We start from the raw sequence: 17,190 nt of genomic DNA on the forward strand, positions 1-17,190 counted from the left end.
ACTAAATTATTCCCTCGCCACGCAACTTCTGAGCGCAGGCACCTCGCCCTAACCTCCGAAAAAGACCCGTTCAGCTGTACCGCGCAGCAGCCAATCTCGCTGCTTGTCGTCCAGCATGGGGCTTCGGAGGGCGAAATCGTAGGTGGCGGCGAAGGCGAAGGCGGTGGCCAGCGTGTTCGGCGGATCGCGCTCCAGCACCGGCATGTCGCTGCCCCACATCAGCCGCTCCGGCCCGAACGCGGCGAGTAGCGCGAGGAACTGCGGAATGACCCGGACGTAAGGTGGCTTGTCAAACTTGTTCAAGCCGGAAATCTTCACTGTCACATTCGGGAATTGGGCGAGGTCCACAAGCCGGCCCAGTTGGACCTCGTCGCCCGGCATCACATGCGCCATGTGGTCGAGGCAGACAGACGTTTTCGGGTAGCGCTGGCACAACTCGGCCATGTGCAGCAGCGCGTCGTCGCTCATGTCGGGACTGTCGCGCAGGAGCGGGCAAATCACCAGATTTTCCGCCGCCGCGATGGACCAGAGGGCATGCATCACTGGCGAGGTCAGCCAGCGCTCCGTGTTCACGCCGCGCAGGCGGAAGCCCTTCACGCCCCGCGCCTTTGCCTCGGCCATGTGATCGATCGCGTCGGGCCGGCTGTCGTCCACCGCCCCCACCACGGCGAAGGTGCCGGGGTGAGCCGCTGCGGCATCGGTGAGATAGCTGCTGTCGTAGCCGAAATAGCCGATATGCTGGACCAGCACCACGCGCGTGACCCCGATCTGCGCCTCCCGCGCCAGCAGGGTGTCGATGCTGTAGTCCGTCGGATCGCGGTCCTTCGCCGTCTGGCCGCGCACCATGGGATAGCGCGCGATGTCCCCGCCCCAGCTGTGGCTGTGCGCATCGATGAGCCCGCCGGATGCCGCCTTCGCGGGTGCGCCCATGCCGCCGGCCACCGCCAGCGCCGCCGCGCCCTTCAGCACGCTGCGCCGATCGATGCCACCCGCCGCTCGCGTCCCCACCCGGCCGCCAACGTCCGTCATCGCCCGCTCCCTGCGCCATGGCCGCGCCCTAGATGGGCACGGCGCCCCCTGCCCTGGCAAGCGCTGGGGCGGCTCAGATGAGCGCGTCGTGGCCGACGTGGAGCGGGTGAAGCGCCTCCTGCACATGCGCCGCCAGCGCGGCGGCGTGATCGGACAGGCCCTGCAGCGGCGCCGGGTGGGTCGCGTGGTCCGGGACGGTCCCTGCGATGGCATCGAGCGCATCGGCCAGCGCCACGGGCAGATGGAGGCCGGACAGGGTGTTCCCCGAATGCGGTCCGTGGCCACCCGACGTCGCCTCCAGCAACCCCGCTGCCCGCGCTTCCAGGGTGCCGAACAGCTGGCCGAGTTCGTCGGGCTCGCCGGGGAAAGCTGCCTTCAGGGCGGCGAAGGCATCGGGTGTGGCCACGCTGGCGGACAGGAGCATGGGCGCATCCGCCTGGAAAACCAGGGCGGTATGGGCGCTGGTCGCACTCTTCTCTGCGTCCGTGACGGTGAAGGTCACGTCCCGCGCGCCGTCCGGAGCGGACGCGGCGGTGGAGCGATAGGAGACCTGCTCGGCGAGCTGGCTTGCCTGCGCATCGGAAATGGCGGCGGAGAAGGTGAAGGCGAGGTCGTGCCCGTTGTGTCCATCGGCCGAGACCGTGCCGACCTGCTTGCCATCGAGATAGAGCTTCTTGCCAGTGATGCTGAAATGCCCGTCCGACAGATAAAGCTGGTCGGTCGCCGTCGCGCCGGCGAGATGGACCGCGAGCTTGCCGCCTCTGAAGCCGGTCAGATCGGGATTGGCCACATGGACGTCGGCGTCGATGACGACGCCCGCTGCGGCGTGTGGTGCGTCATGGACCGACTGGGCATCGAGGCCGGAGAAGACGGGCGCGTCGTTCTCGGGCTTCAGCTTGAGCTGCATGGTGGCAGTGCTGAGCGTGTCGGAGGAATCGTTGACCTTGTACGTGATCGCCCTCGCCGAGGTCGGCGGCGCATCGCCGGAATAGGAATAGCTGATGGCGCGGGCAAGGGCTCCTATGCCATCTCCTGTCGCGTTCCACGCCAGTTCGACGAGGAGAGAACCGTTCGCATTCGACCAAACATTACCTAACAAATGGCCATTATAATATATATTCGCGTATAATTGGTCATCCATCCCACCGACAACAGTTATACCCCCTATGTTACTGATAGACAGATGATCTTCCCCAGTCCGATTTGAAATTTCAACAGAAAACACCTTATCCCTATAGTTTACGTAAGGCGAAGAGGATGTAAACGTCACATTCGAATCCAGCGCCACCGGACCCGCATTCACCGTGTTCTCGGCCAGCGTCTTGCTCTTATCGAGCCCGCTGAAGCCGGTTTTCGCCTTTGCCGCCATGACCGCAACTCTCCCTGACCAGAGTTGCAATTAGGGGTAGCGAAGCGCGGTGGCCGGGTCTAGGCCGTGACGGAACGGCAGACGAAAGACGGAGCCCGCAAGCGACCAAAGGGCAACAGTGCGGCGTGGCCAGTTCAGCCTCCATCGCCCGAAAGCAGCGGCCCGATGCGGACACGCAACACTTACCAGCGCAGCAGCCGGCGACCCACCAGCGCGCCCACCATCGTCACCACCGCCACCGCGATGCTGTACCAGGCGAGGACGAACAGCGGGGAATCGTCCACGCAATGGAGCGCGTAGAGGGCGGCGCCGATGCCCCCCGCGGCGAGGCCCGCGGCAGCGCCGGCGAGCGTCGGGCGGGTCGGCGCGCCGTGCCGCAGGGCGAGGAGGAGCGCGCCCAGGGCCGGGGCGGCGATCATGGGGATGAGGGTCGTGCAATAGATGGCGTAGCGGCCGACCAGTTCGGGCCGCCACTGGCTCGCGGGCGTCAATAAAAGTTCGGCCGCAACACCGGCCGCGAGCACCAGGGCCGGCACCCACAGCGCCCGTGCGGCCCACGCCGCCGGCGCGCCGGGCTGCGACAGGCGCATCCCCAGCAGCACGGCCGACGCGGCGAGCGACAGCGTCACGGCGAACTTGAAGACGAGGCGCCAGTCCGTCATGAGGGCCAGCAGGTGCGGGCGCGGCGCCAGCAGCCACGCGAACACGCATGCCGACGCCACCACGCCCAGGACGAGCGCGAGCGCCAGCGTGCTCCAAAGGCTGCGCACCGGCCGCGCATCGGCGGCGAGCGCGCGTATGAGGTCATCCGTCTTCACGTTTGTCCTTCACTCCTCCCGCAGGCGGGCCGACAGGCTCGCAAAGGCCCGGTGCAGCGCCACCCGCACCGCGCCCGGCGTCATCCGCATCCGCTCCGCCGTCTCGGCGACGGAGGCGCCCTCTACCGCCACCGAGCGCAGCACAGCCTGCTGCTTCTGCGGCAGCAAAGCGAGGTGGCGCTCCACGTCCGCAGCCCCGGTATCCGGCCGTTCTTCAGGCGCCGGAAGGAACTCGGCGAAGTCCTCCACCGGCACCTCCACCCGCCGTCCCCGCCGGCGCAGATGGTCCACCATCTTGTTGCGGGCGATGGTCCATAGCCAGGGCCCGAGCGGATCCTCCGTGCGCCAGGTGTGGCGCTTCAGATGCACAGCCAGCAGCGTCTCCTGCACCACGTCCTCCGTCTCCGCCGTGGGCGCGCCGAGGCGGACGAGGCGGCGCTGGACCACAGTGCGCAGCGCCGGCGCCAGCTCGCGCAGCAATTGCTCATAGGCCGCGCCCTCGCCGGCAAGCGCGCTCCGCATCAATTGCGCCCACCGCAGCTCGCGGTCGTCCATCTACACGTTCCCGAAGGTCAGTTCGCACGCGCCCGCCCGAACGTTACAGCCCGGACCGGCGACGCACGCATTTTTCGCGAGGATCATTCTTCGCCGCGTCCCGCAAGGCAATGGGCGAAGGCGGGGCGCTTGGCCGCGCCGGGGAATTTGGCCGCTCCCGAACGTCGCCGCGCCATCGGAAATCGTGCAAGGCGCGGTGCGCAAAGCGGGCGGCGATCGGCCCGAAGGCCACCATTTGCGCACTGCGCCTCATCTACAGGCGGCGCGAAGCCGGGCAATTGCGCCCTGTCGAGGCAGAGCGGCCCCGTCGCTGGCCCGGTTAGCCCACTTGCACCTGCCCCATAGGAATATGCGCAAGCCCCCCTGCACATTTGCGCCCTTCCGCGCACGCTCGCCCTCGCCATCATGAGCCGGCGAACCCCACCGTCCCGTTGGCAGAAGAGCCCGATGACCGTCCAATATCCCCGCTTCAAGGCCGCCGCCTGCCACGCCTCGTCCGTCTTCCTGGATGCGGACAAGACCGCCGAGAAGGCCTGCGACCTCATCGCCGAGGCCGCCGGCAACGGCGCGTCGCTGGTGGTGTTCCCGGAATCCTTCCTGCCCGGCTTTCCGGTGTGGGCGGCGCTGCAGGCGCCCATCTACAATCACGGCTTCTTCCGCGCGCTGGTGGCGCAGGCGCAGAAGCTCTCGGACGGCGCCATCCGCACCATCCGCATGGCGGCGCGCCGGCACGGCGTCCACGTCTCCCTCGGCTTCACCGAGGGCACGGACGCCAGCGTCGGCTGCATCTGGAATTCCAACGTGCTGATCGGGCCGGACGGCGCGATCCTCAACCACCACCGGAAGCTCGTCCCCACCTTCTACGAGAAGCTGGTGTGGGCGAACGGCGACGCGCGCGGCCTGCGCGTCACGTCCACAGAGATCGGCCGGGTCGGCATGCTGATCTGCGGAGAGAACACCAATCCCCTCGCGCGCTATGCCCTGATGGCGCAAGGAGAGCAGGTGCACATCTCCTCCTATCCGCCGATCTGGCCGACCCGTCCCCCCGAGGAGGATGGCGCCTATGATCTGAAGCGCGCCATCGAGATCCGCGCCGGCGCCCATGCCTTCGAGGCCAAGGTGTTCAACATCGTCGCCTCCGGCTTCGTCGACGCCGCCATGCGCGAGGCCATGGGCAGCATGGGCAAGGCGAGCCTCGACGTGATGGACAATTCCCCGCGCGGCATCTCCATGGTGCTCGATCCCACCTCGCAGGTGGTGGGCGAGGTGCTGGGCGAGCACGAGGGCATCCTCTACGCCGAGATCGACACCGCCCGCTGCGTGGAGCCCAAGCAGTTCCACGACGTGGTGGGCTATTACAACCGCTTCGACGTGTTCCACCTGGAGGTGGATCGCTCCGCCCGCGAGCCGGCCTATTTCTCCGAGGGCGCGGCCATCGCCCGCGCGGCCGAGGACGGGGCGCTCGACCCCGCGGCGGACGTGCTCTTCGCCGACGGCGCGGCCTGAATTTTCCCTTCCACCGGAGCCGGCAACGACCGGCGCCGCACGACCTCAACAGAACAAACCCTTCCAGAGGATCATCACATGGCAACGGATCGAAAGCTCCCGGCTCGAAAGCTGTTCAATCTTGCGGGTATGGCCCTCGCGGCGCTGTCGCTGGCTACGGCGCCCGCGCTGGCGCGCGACACGGTGAAGATCGCCTTCATCGGCCCGCTCACCGGCGGCAATTCCGCCACCGGCCTCGGCGGCCGCAATTCCGCGGCGCTCGCCGTGGACCTGCACAATGCCAAGCCGGACGCCAAATACACCTACGAGCTGGTGCCCTTCGACGACGAGTGCAAGCCCAACGTGGGCGTGCAGGTAGCCACCAAGGCGGCCTCCGACAAGTCGATCATCGCCGGCATCACCCATTACTGCTCGGCGGTGGCCATCGCCACGGTGGACACCTACAACCGCTTCGGCCTGCCGGTGGTGGTGTGGGGCGCGGTGCTGCCGGAGATCACCTACGGCAACGACTACAAGGAAATCCACCGCGTCAATGGCACGATGATCAATGAAGGCAAGATGGCCGCGGAGTTCCTCACCAAGCAGGGCTTCAAGACCTTCGTCGTGATCCACGACACCACCGACTACGGCAAGGGCCAGAACAAGTATTTCGCCGAAAACCTCAAGCCCCAGGGCGGCGAGATTCTCGCCACCTTCCCGGTGCCGCCGGACCAGCAGGACTTCACCGCCGAGCTGACCAAGGCGAAGGAGCTGAAGCCGGACGTGGTGTTCATCGGCGGCCTCACCCCGCTCGGCGTGCGCGTGCGTTCGCAGATGGACCGGCTCGGCATTCCGGCGCAGCTTGCGGGCGTCTCCGGCATCATGAGCGCCGGCTTCATCGAGGGCGCCGGCCCTGCCGCCGAGGGCACCGTCTCCTTCCACAACGGCGCGCCGCTGACCAAGTATGCCGACGGCAAGGCCTTCATGGACGCCTATGCCAAGGCCGGCTACCGCGAGGACCCGGACGCCTACGGCCCGTTCGCCTTCTCCGCCGCCAACCTCATCATGGACGCCATCGAGAAGGTCGGCCCGGACCGCAAGAAGGTGCGCGACATCCTCAACACCACCAAGGGCTACAAGGCGCTGGTGGGCGAGATCAATTTCGACGACCACCGGCAGAACATCGTCTCAGCCAACGTCTATGTCTCGCAGGACGGCAAGTGGGTCTACTGGCCCGACAGTGCCTATGCGACGGGCAGCAAGAAGCTGCCGGGCAAGGCAGCGAGCAACTGATGGGCCTCGCGGCGACCTCCGCCCAGGGATAACGGCCGCTCCCCGTCGTCCCGCACCGTCATCCCCCGGCTTGTCCGGGGGATCCACTTCACCGCATGGGCCGGCGTCTGCTCTGCGGATGCGGTGATATCGGCCCGGTGGATGCCCCGGACAAGCCGGGGCATGACGGCCGGGAAAAATCTGAACACGTCCCGGCGCCCTTCTTGCAGCGCGCCGGCCATGCTCCCCCTTGAGAGACCCGCCATGGACCCCGGACTTCTCGCCCAGTACCTGTTCAACGGGCTGATGCTCGGCACCATCTACGCCATCGTCGCGGTCGGCTTCTCGCTGTTCTTCGGCGTGCTGGACGTGATCAAATTCTCCCACGGCGACGTGGTGAGCGTCGGCGCCTTCTCCGCCTTCGGGGCGGCGGGGCTGATGGCCGGGCTCGTCAGCCTCTCCGGCCCGCTGGCGCTGGCGGTGGGGCTCATCGCGGCGCTGGGGGCGGGCGCGCTCTCGGGCGTCATCATCGGCCGGCTGCTGGTGCTGCCGCTCAAGAACGCGCCCGGCGTCAACGTGCTGCTTGCGACGCTGATGGCCGGCACCGTGCTGCGCGAGGCCATCCGCCTCGGCGTGCCCAACGGCGGCAATCCCAAGCCCTTCCCGGCCCTGCTGCCGGACGGGGTGCTGAAGGCGGGATCGTTCAGCGTGGGCGTGGACAGCGTCATCATCCTCCTCGCTGGCCTCGCCGTGGTGCTCGGCACCCACCTCATCATCACCCGCACCCGCCTCGGCCTCTCCATCCGCGCGGTGGCGCAGGACGAGGAGGTGGCGCAGCTCGCGGGCGTCAGCTTCAACCGCACCGTGCTCGGCACCTTTGCGCTGGGATCCATGCTCGCCGGCCTCGCGGGGCTGATGCTCGGGCTCTACTACCGGGAGATCAACTTCAACATGGGCGTGATGCTCGGCATCATCGGCTTCGCCTGCGCCGTGGTGGGCGGGCTCGGCAGCCTCATCGGGCCGATCATCGGCGGCTTCCTGTTCGCGGGCGTGCAGACCCTCGTCACCGTCGTCCTGCCCTTCACCAGCGCCTACAAGGACGTGGTGGCCTTCGCCGTCATCATCGCCCTCATCGGCCTCTTCCCCACCGGCCTCATCGCCGAGAAATCCAGCGAGCGGGTGTGAGATGAGCATGGCGGAAATTGCCCCCTCTGTTCCAGCCGAGACGGCCCGCACCGGCGGTCTTGCGCGCCTTGCCGTGGCCGCCACCGTGGCCCTCCTGTTCGCCGGTGGCGGCTTCCTGCTCCATGCCGAACAGCAGGGCCAGGTGATCGCGCTGCTCGCCGCCTTCGTCGCGGTCTTCGCGCTCGCGGAGAAGGTACCCGCCGGGCGCCGCATCACCGGCCTGTGCCGCGCCCATCCCGGCACCGTGAACCTCACCGCCGCCCTCAGCATCCTCGCCATCGCCGCCGTGCTGCGCGAGGAGCACTACACCCTGCTGATGATGGCGACGGTCGCCCTCTTCGCCACCGCCGCGGCGGGCCTCACCCTGCAGATGGCATTCGCCGGCGTGCCCAATTTCGCCGGTGCGGCCTTTTTCGCCGTGGGCGCCTATGTGGCGGCGCTGCTGGGGAGCACGGGAATCCCCCATCTCCTCGTCCTCGTCATCGCGGGGCTCGCGGCGGCGGTGCTCGGGCTCGTCCTGCTGCTGCCGGTGCTGCGCACGCGCGGCCATTATGCCGCCCTCGTCACCATCGCCTTCGGCCTGTTGCTGCGTGCCTTTCTGGAGGTGAACGACGTGCTGGGCGGCCCGCAGGGCATGAAGGTGAAATCCTTCTCGGTGTTCGGCCTGGATTTCAGCCGCGTCACCGAGATCGGGCCTTACGACGTCTCCTTCTATCTGCCCTATGCGCTCGCCTCCTGCGCCCTGTTCGCCCTCGCCTTCTTCCTGGTGCGGCGGCTGGAAAATTCCTTCGTGGGCGTGGCGCTCGACGCGGTGCGCTCGGACGAAGTGGCGGCCAGCGTATTCGGCCTCTCCATCGCCCGCTGGAAGGCCACCGCCTTCCTGCTCGGCAATGCGATGATCGGCGTCGCCGGCGCGCTCTACGGCATGATGAACGGCTTCGTGAACCCCAACAGCGCCAATTTCGGCGACAGCCTCATCATGCTGTCCATCCTCGTGCTGGGTGGGCTCGGCAATCTGTGGGGCGCGGTGGTGGCCGCGGTGGTCATCCTCGTCATTCCGGAGAAATTGCAGGCGATCCAGGAATTCCGCCTCGTCATCTTCGCCCTGCTGGTCATCGCCATCCTGCGCTTCCGCCCCTCTGGCCTCATGCCGCGCGCGGCGCGCGATTTCTCCGCACTGCTGAAGGGAGGCGCGCGATGAGTGCCCTGCTCGCCTGCTCCGGCCTCACCATGCGCTTCGGTGGCCTCACCGCGCTCGACGCCCTCGACATCAGCGTGGGGAAGGGCGAGACCATCGGCCTCGTCGGCCCCAACGGTTCGGGGAAGACCACCTTCTTCAACGTGCTCACCGGCCTCTACAAGCCCTCCGCCGGCGCCGTGCAGTTGGAGGCGCAGGACCTCTTCGCCCGCTCGGCCCAGGAGATCGGGCGGGCCGGCGTCGCCCGCACCTTCCAGCGCTCGCGCCTGATGCTGGACCAGACGGTGTTCGACAACATCGCGCTGGGCGCACTCGGGCGGCTCGACCTCAGCCTCCTCTCCGCCCTCGTGCTGCGCAGCCGCTTCCGTCGCCAGCTGTCCGAGCTGGTCGAGCGGGCGACCGCCCTCACCCGCCGCTTCAATCCGCAGATCGCGGCGAACCTGTTCAAGCCGGCTGGCAGCTTCACCATGATCGACCGGCGGCGCATCGAGATCTGCCGCGCCCTCGTCGGCGCGCCGCGCCTGCTGCTGCTGGACGAGCCCTCCGCCGGCATGACCCATGAGGAGACGCGGGCTCTGATGGACGACCTCCTCGCCTTCCGGGAGGAGATGCCGGACCTCGCCATCGTCCTCGTGGAGCATGAGATGGACGTGATCCGCCGCATCTCGGACCGCTGCGTGGTGCTGAACTTCGGCAAGAAGATCTTCGAGGGGCCGTTCGACGCCCTCATCGCCGACCGCGAGGTGCAGACCGCTTATCTGGGAGGCGCCCAATGAGCCGGCCCGCAGCCTCCCGTCCTGAAGCCTCCCGCCGCCTTTCCGTCTCCGGCGTCACCACCGGCTATGACCGGGCGGACGTGCTCCACGACGTTTCCATCGAGGCGAAGCCCGGCCGCATCACCTGCATCCTCGGTGCCAACGGGGCGGGCAAATCCACACTCATCCGCTCCATCCTCGGGCTGACGCCGGTGCGGCGGGGATCGGTGGCGTTCGGCGGCGACACCATCACCAACCTCGCCACCCACCGCATCGCCGCCCTCGGCATCGCCACCGTGCCGGAAGGCAACCGCGTGCTGCCGCGCATGAGCGTGCTGGAAAACCTCAAGGTCGGCGGCCTTCTGGAGAAGGACCGCCACCGCCTCGCCGCGCGCATGGAGCGGATGTTCGAGACCTTCCCGCGCCTGAGGGAACGGCGCAACCAGCTCGCCGGCACCCTCTCCGGCGGCGAGCGCTCCATGCTCTCCATCGCCCGCGGGCTGATGACGGACCCCGAGCTGATCGTGTTCGACGAGCCCTCCCTCGGCCTGTCGCCGCTGTTCGTCTCGGAGGTGTTCCGCATCGTGCGGCAGCTGAAGGAGGAGGGCTACACCATCCTCCTCGTGGAGCAGAACGTGCGCCAGACGCTGGACGTGGCGGACGACGGCTATGTGCTGGCGCAGGGCCGCGTCGTCGCCTCCGGCACCAGCGCCGCGCTCGCGGCGGATGGCGAGCTGCACAAGGCGTATTTCGGCGTTCACTGAACAACCAACAACAATTTCGGGACGATACCCCATGGCCATGCCCGTCTATGACCGCGTCCACCCCCTGCGCAAGCCGAAGGGCTTCGAGCCGGTGGTGCAGCGCTGGTCCACCGCCTTCGCCAACAATTGCCGCGCGCTCTGCGTCGCCTTCCATGGCGTGCAGGGGCGGAGCGCGGAGGAGGTGCAGGCCTCCCCCTTCTTCGGCTGGATCGAAAAGGCGCTGGCGCTGCCGGATGGCCCCACCGTCAGCGACCATGCCGCCTTCGTGGACCAGAACGGGCTTTATACCCACATCGTCGCCGCCTACTGGCTGGACGAAGAAAAGCGCGACCGTTTCCTCGCCCACCCCACGGTCGCCGGCTGGTGGGACGACGCCGCCCGCCTCACCGAGCCCACCGGCTATTTCCGCGAGAGCATGACCGTGCCGGTGGAGCGGCAGGAGAGCATCTACTGGCAGGATTATGCCGGCGGCCTCTCCGCCGCGCCGGACGTGGCGCTCTATCCCACCCCGTGGTGCGGCTATTACGGCGCCATGCGCGACCGCATCCCGCTCGCCGCCGCCGACACGCTTGAGAGCCCCGTTGCCGCGCTCGTGCCGGTGGAGCGGGAGACGAAGGGCTCGCGCTGGCGCCTCGACATTCCGCACAACTTCGCGGTCATCCGCTCCGCCGCCTTCTGGGGCCGCTGCGATCCCGAGCAGGCGGACAACTATATGCGCGAGCTGCGCGAGCCGCTGCTCAAGGGCATGGACTTCCTGAAAGAAAACGGCGAAGCCTCCGGCTGCGCCTCCCTGCGCTTCCAGCAAACCTGCGATGCCGCCGGCGAGCCTGTGCTGGAAACCCATGCGCTCGGCTACTTCCTCTCCCTCGGCCATCTGGAAAACTGGGCCGAGCACCACCCCACCCACGAAGCAATCTTCTCCGCCGCCATCGCCCGCTATCGCAAATACGGCAAGGCCAACCAGCTGCGCACCTGGCACGAGGTGTTCGTGCTGCCCGAGGGCGACACGCACCAGTTCGAGTACGTGAACTGCGCGCCGGGGACGGGGCTGCTGGGCTTTTTGCCGGGGGAGCGGGTGTAGGGGCGCGTGGGCGGAAATCCCCTCACCGCGATCCACCTCGACTGCGACGCCGGTCCTTCCTGCCCGTCGTCCTCCGGCTTGACCGGAGGACCCATGGTGGTGATTGGCCCGGTGTTCGCGTGATGGCTCAAGCGGAGGGATGGGCCCTCCGGTCAAGCCGGAGGGCGACGGCTGTTCGGACGGCCGCCCGCCCCCTCAGAACTCCGTCAGATAGGCCGCGTCCCGCTGCACCACCTCAGCGAGGTGCTGGAGCACGGCGCGGAAGCGGCCCATGAATTCCAGGTCCTCGTGGACGCTCACATAGATGTCGCGCATCACCACCACCTCGTCGGTGAGGATGGGGATGAGGCGCGGATTGCTCTTGGCCGAGAACAGGGGCAGCAGCCCGATGCCGGCGCCGCGCGCCACCGCATTCTGCTGGGCGTGCATGGAGGTGGAGCGGAACGACACCTTCAGCGGCTCCAGCACATCCAAAAGCCAATGCACCGGCTGGATGGCGACGAGATCCTCCACATAGTCCACGAAGGTGTGGGAGGGCAGTTCCGCCCGCGTCCTCGGCATGCCGAAGCGCCGCACATAGTCCGGCGCCGCATAGAGCGCGAGGCGGAAGGCGCCGATCTTGCGCACGGCGAGGCGCTGGCCCTGCGGCGGCACGAAGGAGATGGAGATATCCGCCTCGCGCTTGGTGAGATTGATGAGATGGCGCTCGGTGACGAGCTCCACCACCAGCCCCGGCTCCTTCTCCGCCAGTTCGGCGAAGCGCTCGGCGAGGTAGAAGGCGCCGATGCCCTCCATGGAGGCAACGCGCACATGCCCGCGCGGCGCGCTGGGGGCCGCCTGCAGCGTCTCCTCGACCCCCACCGCCTCCTGCTCGATGCGCTCGGCGACGGCAAACAGGCGATGGCCCGGCTCGGTCAGCACGAAGCCGTCGGGCTTGCGGTCGAACAGCTTGAGGGAAAGATCCTTCTCCAGCTCGCTGATGCGGCGGGAGACCGTCGTGTGGTCCACCTTCAGCCGTCGCGCCGCCGGCATCAGCCGGCCCTGCCGGGCCAGTTCGAGGAAGAAGATCAGGTCGTTCCAGTTGAACATGGCTGAAGATCCTCGAGCGCCCGCCCGGTGATAGCAGCAGCAGGCGACACGCCCAACCCCGTCCCGGTTGCAGGGCTCGGCACGCGAAGACGCTGGAGCACGCGAAGACACGGGCGCGCGGATCGGATAAGCCTTGCGCCCCACCTTCTTTCGCCACCCGCCGCCCACGGATCGCTCATGCCGGTGAATGACACGCTCGACGCCTTCGTCTCCCATGGCCACTTCGAGCTTGCCCCCACGGGAACGGGGCCGCTCGACGGCCTCACCTTCGCGCTGAAGGACCTGTTCCACGTGGCCGGCGTGCCCACGGCGGCGGGAAGTCCGGCGTGGCTGGCGAGCCACGGGGTGCCGGACGAGACTGCGCCGGTGGTAGACCTGCTGCGCGGCGCCGGCGCGCACCTCGTCGGCAAGACCCATACGGACGAGATGGCCTGGAGCCTCAACGGCGAGAACCACCATTACGGCACGCCCATCAACCCCGCTGCGCCGGGGCGCATTCCCGGCGGCTCCTCCTCCGGCTCCGCGGCGGCGACGGCCGGCGGGCTGGTGGATTTCGCCATCGGTTCCGACACCGGCGGCTCGGTGCGGCTGCCGGCGAGCTATTGCGGCCTCATCGGCCTGCGGCCGACCCACGGGCGCGTGCCCCTAGATGGCTCGGTGCCGCTGGCGCCCTCCTACGACACGGCGGGCTGGTTCGCCCGCGACGCGGAGACGTTCGCAAAGGTCGGCGCCGTGCTGCTGGGCGCACCTGCGGCGACGCCAGCGCCGCGGCTGCTGTTGGCTCGGGACCTGTTCGAGGCGGCCGGGCCGAAGGTAACGGCCGCACTGGCGCCGGCCCTGGCGCGGATCACGGCGCTTTATGGGGCGGCGGAGGAGGTGGACGTCGCCCATGGCGCCCTGCCGCACTGGCGCAATGCCTTCCGCATCCTGCAATCGGCCGACGCCTGGGCGGCGCACGCCGACTGGGTGCGCGCGGCGCAGCCGGACTTCGGCCCCGGGGTGAAGGAGCGCTTCGCCGCCGCCGCCACCCTCGATCCGGCGGAAGTCGCAGAGGCGCGCGCCTTGCGGGTCGAGGTGCGGGCGCGCATCGACGCGCTGCTGGGTGAGGACGGCATTCTCCTCCTGCCCACCGCGCCCGGCATCGCACCCCTGCGCGGCACGCCGCTCGCCGATCTTGAAGCCTTCCGCGCCCGCGCCATCGAGCTTCTGTGCCTGTCCGGCCACGCGGGGACGCCCCAGATCTCGCTGCCGCTGGCGACGCTGGACGGCTGCCCGCTCGGCCTCTCCGCCATGGCGCCGCGCGGCAAGGACGAGATGCTGCTTGCCCTCGTCCGCGCGCTTGGCGGAAACGGAACCTAGTTCTTCCGTCCGGCCGGGGCGCCGGCCACGTACTGGATGGCCCGGTGGATCAGTTCGGCGAGATTCGTCGCGCCGAGCTTGGCCTTAAGCTGGGAGCAGGTGTTGGCCACCGTCTTGTAGCTGACGCCCAGTTCGTCGGCGATCTGGCCATAGGCCTTGCCCTCGGCGAGCAGGGCCAGCACCTGCAGCTCGCGCGGGGTGAGATCGGCCATGACGCCGCTGCGTCCGCGGGTGCCCAGCAGGGCCACCTCCAGGGCGAGGTCATGGCTGATGTAGGGCTGGCCGCGCCGCACCTTCTCGAAGGCCTCGATCAGGTCGTTGGGCGACGTGTCCTTGAGGAGATAGCCCGTGGCGCCCGCCTCCAGCGCGCGGCTGGCGATCACCGGGTCCGCGTGCATGGAGAAGACGAGGATGGGCATGCGCGCCGCCTGCGCCCTCAGGCGGCGAACCAGGGCAAGGCCGGCAAGGCCGCTGCCGTTGAGCGCAAGGTCCACGATCACCACGTCGGGCCGCTTGCGCCGGAACAGGCGATAGCCGGCCAGCGCCGTCTGGGCCTCCATCAGGTCGGAGACGCCCGCGTCCTCCAGCAGGTGCCGGCAGCCCTGCAGCACGATGGGATGGTCGTCGATGAGGAGAACGCTGGTCATACCGGATGCCCTGGACCTGAACGCATGCGCCTGCCCTCGGCGGAGACCGAAGACGCAGGGGCAGAATGCCCCAACGGGATGGGAAGCTCCACAAAAAGCCGCGCCCCCCCCTGTGGCGCGCGCTCCAGCCGGCAGGTGCCACCGAGCGCCTGCACCCGCTCCTTCATCCCGGACAGGCCGTGCCCCATCACCGGAATGGCGGGCGGCCCCTGACCGTCGTCAGTGATGACGATGCGCAGCAGCGCCCCCGCGCCACCCCGCCCCTCCTCTCCCACGGCGATACGCACCGAACGGGCGTTGCCGTGCTTGAGCGCGTTGGTGACGCCCTCCTGCGCGCAACGATAGACCGTGGCATCGAACGACGGCTCGTAGTGATCGGCGAGGTGCCCCGCCTCCAGTGCGAAACGCCGCTCGGGATCGTGCTGGCGGAAATCGGCGACGAGGCTGGAGAGCACGTCCTTCAGCGGCACATGATCGAGGGCGGCGGGGCGGATGCGGGTAAGGAGGCGGCGGTTGGCCACCTGCATGCGCTCGACGATCTCGATGAGGCTCTTCGCCCGCGCCACCATGCGCTCGGCATTTTCGGCCGGGGCCGTGGCGGCGAGGCGGGCGAGCGAATCGGCGCTGGCCTTCAGGCCGAACATGAGCGGGCCGAGTTCATCGTGCAGGTCGCCGGCGATCTGCCGCCGCTCGTCCTCCTGCAGGCTCACGAGGCGGGCGTAAAGGTGGGCATTTTCCTCGCGCGCCGCGCCGAGGGTTTCGGCGAAGGCGTTGAAGCGCTCCGCCACCTCGGCGAGTTCGCGGGTGCGGGGCGGCTCCACCCGGCAGGCGAACTCGTTGTGCTCCAGCTCGTCGAGCCCGTCGCGAAAGCGGGAGAGATCGCGCCGTACCTGCCCGAGGGCGACGAACAGGGCGGAGAGGATGGCGAAATTGACGGCCAAGGCGACGCTGGCGAAATCGAACACGTCGTCCCAGACCTCGGCCACCTCATCGTCGGGGACGCCCTCGATGCGGACCCGGCCGATGAGGGTGCCGTCGGCCACCACGTCGATCCGCCGCGTAACCTGCGACACGCCGATGAGCCGGGCGAACCAGGAGGGCGCGACCTCCCCGCCCCCGGGCGCGCCGTCAGCGGGAAGCACGGCCGGCCTGCCATCGGGCCCCTCGAGGGAGATGCGCACGTGGCGCAGGTGGCGCAGATGGGGCGGAAAGGCTGCGGCGAGCGTGGTGCCCGGCTCCGTGGCCACGCGTTCGGCCACCTCGCGGACCATGTTCTCGGCCATCTCGATGGAGGCGACCATCTCGCGCCCCGCCGCCACCCGCGCATTCACCACCACCACCGCGCCCGCCACCACGGCGGCGACCAGATTGATGGCGAGCACGGCGCCGAGCACACGGGTCCGCAGCGAAACCCGGCGCGGCACGGCCGGCGCGGCATCCGCATTTCCCGCGCCCGCGAGGCCCCGCGCAAGCGCGGCGGGGGGGACGCTCATGGGTTCCTCCGTTCGGCGGCGGGCGCGGCAAGCGCGGCGAGCGCGTCCTCGCGGCTCGCCCCCGCGGCCCGCAGATTGAAATAGTGCTGGCACAGATCACTATAGCCGATCCGCCGCGCCGCGCGACCGACCGTGATGAAGCCCCCGAGCAGCACCTGCGGGCTTTCAACCACGGAGATTTCGCCGAGCATGCGCTCCAGTTGCAGCGTGCGGTTGGCAAGCATGCGGCGGTTCTCGTCGAACAGCGCGTCGGCCTCGCTCAAAAGCGCCGCGATCTCCGCCACAGCCTCGGCGGACGGGGGAACTCCGGACGGTCCGGACCGCGTGGCGAGAAAGACCTCGGGCGGGGTGTCGTCGCCCACATCCAGCCATTCGCGCGTCGCTCCGCCGCGCACGGCGCCCCCTTTGGCGGCACTCCGGCCCCCCGGCGGAGGCGTGGCCTCCGGCGCCGAAGCTGCGCTGGAGGCAACCGGCCGGCGCTCCTCCTCCTCGCCGCACGACGCCACCGCGAGCGCGCCCGTCGTCGCCAGAAGGCACATCGCGAAAAGCCGGGCGACGGAGAGAGGACGGGGATCAGAGCCATGGCGCATCGGAAAAGCAGTCTCTCCCACGTATTCTGCCGGCTCTGCCGACATCTTCACCACCCGACCATCCCTTTGGGACGCGACGATCTCTGAATATTTTCTCAGAACAAGACGCACCCGGCTTCCATCTTGGCGAAAACACACCCCCTATAAAGCACGACATCTGCGGCAACAGAACAAATAATCGAACCCGCACGGGGCTCGGAACGCTGCGGCACCGGTCGACAAACAACATACTTATCAGACACTTATGGAAGTCCGGCAACCGCCTTTGCCAAGTGTTCCCATGATGAATTGCCGAATGATCGGCAGACAAAAGTGCGGATACCGCTTCAACTGAAGCCACACAAGATAAAGAACCATAAGAAACCAATAAGAAAAAAACGGGTTTCTGGTCGCAATCGGAGGACGACCGCCACCCCGGCCATCACCAGCTCTGCTGCGCGCAAGGTGCGGTCTCCTGCGTCCCGTCCGCGGGGCGAGGCCTGCGCCATGTGAGGAAGCGGA

At 68.6% G+C, this 17,190-nt stretch carries 16 protein-coding genes; 8 read left to right on the forward strand and 8 right to left on the reverse strand.

Annotated elements, in window-relative coordinates:
* Positions 1 to 48: 48 nt before the first annotated feature.
* The 4 genes from ACT54R_RS02750 to ACT54R_RS02765 all read right to left on the reverse strand — a co-directional run bounded on the left by ACT54R_RS02750 (position 49) and on the right by ACT54R_RS02765 (position 3,771).
* On the reverse strand, positions 49 to 1,029 hold the full coding sequence (locus tag ACT54R_RS02750; protein WP_476323301.1) for an amidohydrolase family protein: 981 nt from the start codon (positions 1,027 to 1,029) through the stop codon (positions 49 to 51).
* Positions 1,030 to 1,102: 73 nt separating this feature from the next.
* Positions 1,103 to 2,398, reverse strand: a complete 1,296-nt coding sequence (locus tag ACT54R_RS02755) for a hypothetical protein (protein ID WP_476323303.1) — start codon at positions 2,396 to 2,398, stop codon at positions 1,103 to 1,105.
* A gap of 182 nt (positions 2,399 to 2,580) precedes the next feature.
* Positions 2,581 to 3,216, reverse strand: a complete 636-nt coding sequence (locus tag ACT54R_RS02760) for an NrsF family protein (protein ID WP_476323306.1) — start codon at positions 3,214 to 3,216, stop codon at positions 2,581 to 2,583.
* A 9-nt stretch (positions 3,217 to 3,225) separates the two neighbouring features.
* The gene (locus tag ACT54R_RS02765) at positions 3,226 to 3,771 is read right to left on the reverse strand and encodes a sigma-70 family RNA polymerase sigma factor (RefSeq protein ID WP_476323309.1); all 546 of its coding nucleotides are present in this window, start codon (positions 3,769 to 3,771) and stop codon (positions 3,226 to 3,228) included.
* Between the two features lie 447 nt (positions 3,772 to 4,218).
* On the opposite strand from ACT54R_RS02765, the gene ACT54R_RS02770 reads away from it, so the two are divergent.
* From ACT54R_RS02770 to ACT54R_RS02800, 7 genes are all read left to right on the forward strand, one after another.
* Positions 4,219 to 5,277, forward strand: coding sequence for a carbon-nitrogen hydrolase family protein (locus tag ACT54R_RS02770; protein ID WP_476323312.1), 1,059 nt, complete (start codon positions 4,219 to 4,221; stop codon positions 5,275 to 5,277).
* Positions 5,278 to 5,355: 78 nt separating this feature from the next.
* The gene (locus ACT54R_RS02775; RefSeq protein WP_476323315.1) at positions 5,356 to 6,549 is read left to right on the forward strand and encodes a branched-chain amino acid ABC transporter substrate-binding protein; all 1,194 of its coding nucleotides are present in this window, start codon (positions 5,356 to 5,358) and stop codon (positions 6,547 to 6,549) included.
* Between the two features lie 243 nt (positions 6,550 to 6,792).
* Positions 6,793 to 7,713, forward strand: coding sequence for a branched-chain amino acid ABC transporter permease (locus ACT54R_RS02780; protein ID WP_476323318.1), 921 nt, complete (start codon positions 6,793 to 6,795; stop codon positions 7,711 to 7,713).
* Positions 7,714 to 7,720: 7 nt separating this feature from the next.
* Complete coding sequence (locus ACT54R_RS02785) at positions 7,721 to 8,914, forward strand: branched-chain amino acid ABC transporter permease (protein WP_476323321.1); 1,194 nt, start codon at positions 7,721 to 7,723, stop codon at positions 8,912 to 8,914.
* Positions 8,911 to 9,687: an ABC transporter ATP-binding protein gene (locus tag ACT54R_RS02790; RefSeq protein ID WP_476323324.1), complete on the forward strand. Its 777-nt coding sequence runs from the start codon at positions 8,911 to 8,913 to the stop codon at positions 9,685 to 9,687. Before ACT54R_RS02785 ends, ACT54R_RS02790 begins: the two co-directional genes overlap by 4 nt.
* Entirely contained in the window at positions 9,684 to 10,430 is a 747-nt protein-coding gene (locus ACT54R_RS02795; protein WP_476323327.1) for an ABC transporter ATP-binding protein, read from the forward strand. Before ACT54R_RS02790 ends, ACT54R_RS02795 begins: the two co-directional genes overlap by 4 nt.
* Before the next feature lie 31 nt (positions 10,431 to 10,461).
* Complete coding sequence (locus tag ACT54R_RS02800; protein WP_476323330.1) at positions 10,462 to 11,511, forward strand: phenylacetaldoxime dehydratase family protein; 1,050 nt, start codon at positions 10,462 to 10,464, stop codon at positions 11,509 to 11,511.
* Between the two features lie 195 nt (positions 11,512 to 11,706).
* Here ACT54R_RS02800 and ACT54R_RS02805 read toward each other — a convergent pair whose 3' ends face one another.
* Positions 11,707 to 12,600 carry a LysR family transcriptional regulator gene (locus ACT54R_RS02805; RefSeq protein ID WP_168460877.1) on the reverse strand — a complete coding sequence of 298 codons (894 nt, stop codon included), beginning with the start codon at positions 12,598 to 12,600 and terminating at the stop codon, positions 11,707 to 11,709.
* A 177-nt stretch (positions 12,601 to 12,777) separates the two neighbouring features.
* Between ACT54R_RS02805 and ACT54R_RS02810 the strand changes: the two genes are divergently transcribed.
* Entirely contained in the window at positions 12,778 to 13,959 is a 1,182-nt protein-coding gene (locus ACT54R_RS02810) for an amidase (RefSeq protein ID WP_476323334.1), read from the forward strand.
* Here ACT54R_RS02810 and ACT54R_RS02815 read toward each other — a convergent pair.
* From ACT54R_RS02815 to ACT54R_RS02825, 3 genes are read right to left on the reverse strand one after another with little or no spacing between them, the layout of a single operon-like run.
* Positions 13,956 to 14,606 (reverse strand): response regulator, encoded by a 651-nt coding sequence (locus ACT54R_RS02815; RefSeq protein WP_476323337.1) that lies wholly within the window; start codon positions 14,604 to 14,606, stop codon positions 13,956 to 13,958. The genes ACT54R_RS02810 and ACT54R_RS02815 overlap by 4 nt on opposite strands.
* Entirely contained in the window at positions 14,603 to 16,099 is a 1,497-nt protein-coding gene (locus ACT54R_RS02820; protein WP_476323340.1) for an ATP-binding protein, read from the reverse strand. The genes ACT54R_RS02815 and ACT54R_RS02820 overlap by 4 nt, the downstream gene beginning before the upstream one ends.
* A complete protein-coding gene (locus ACT54R_RS02825; RefSeq protein ID WP_476323343.1) occupies positions 16,096 to 16,743 on the reverse strand; it encodes a hypothetical protein in 648 nt (215 codons plus the stop codon). Before ACT54R_RS02825 ends, ACT54R_RS02820 begins: the two co-directional genes overlap by 4 nt.
* Positions 16,744 to 17,190: the final 447 nt, after the last annotated feature.

This window comes from Xanthobacter sp. DMC47 (assembly GCF_056313845.1).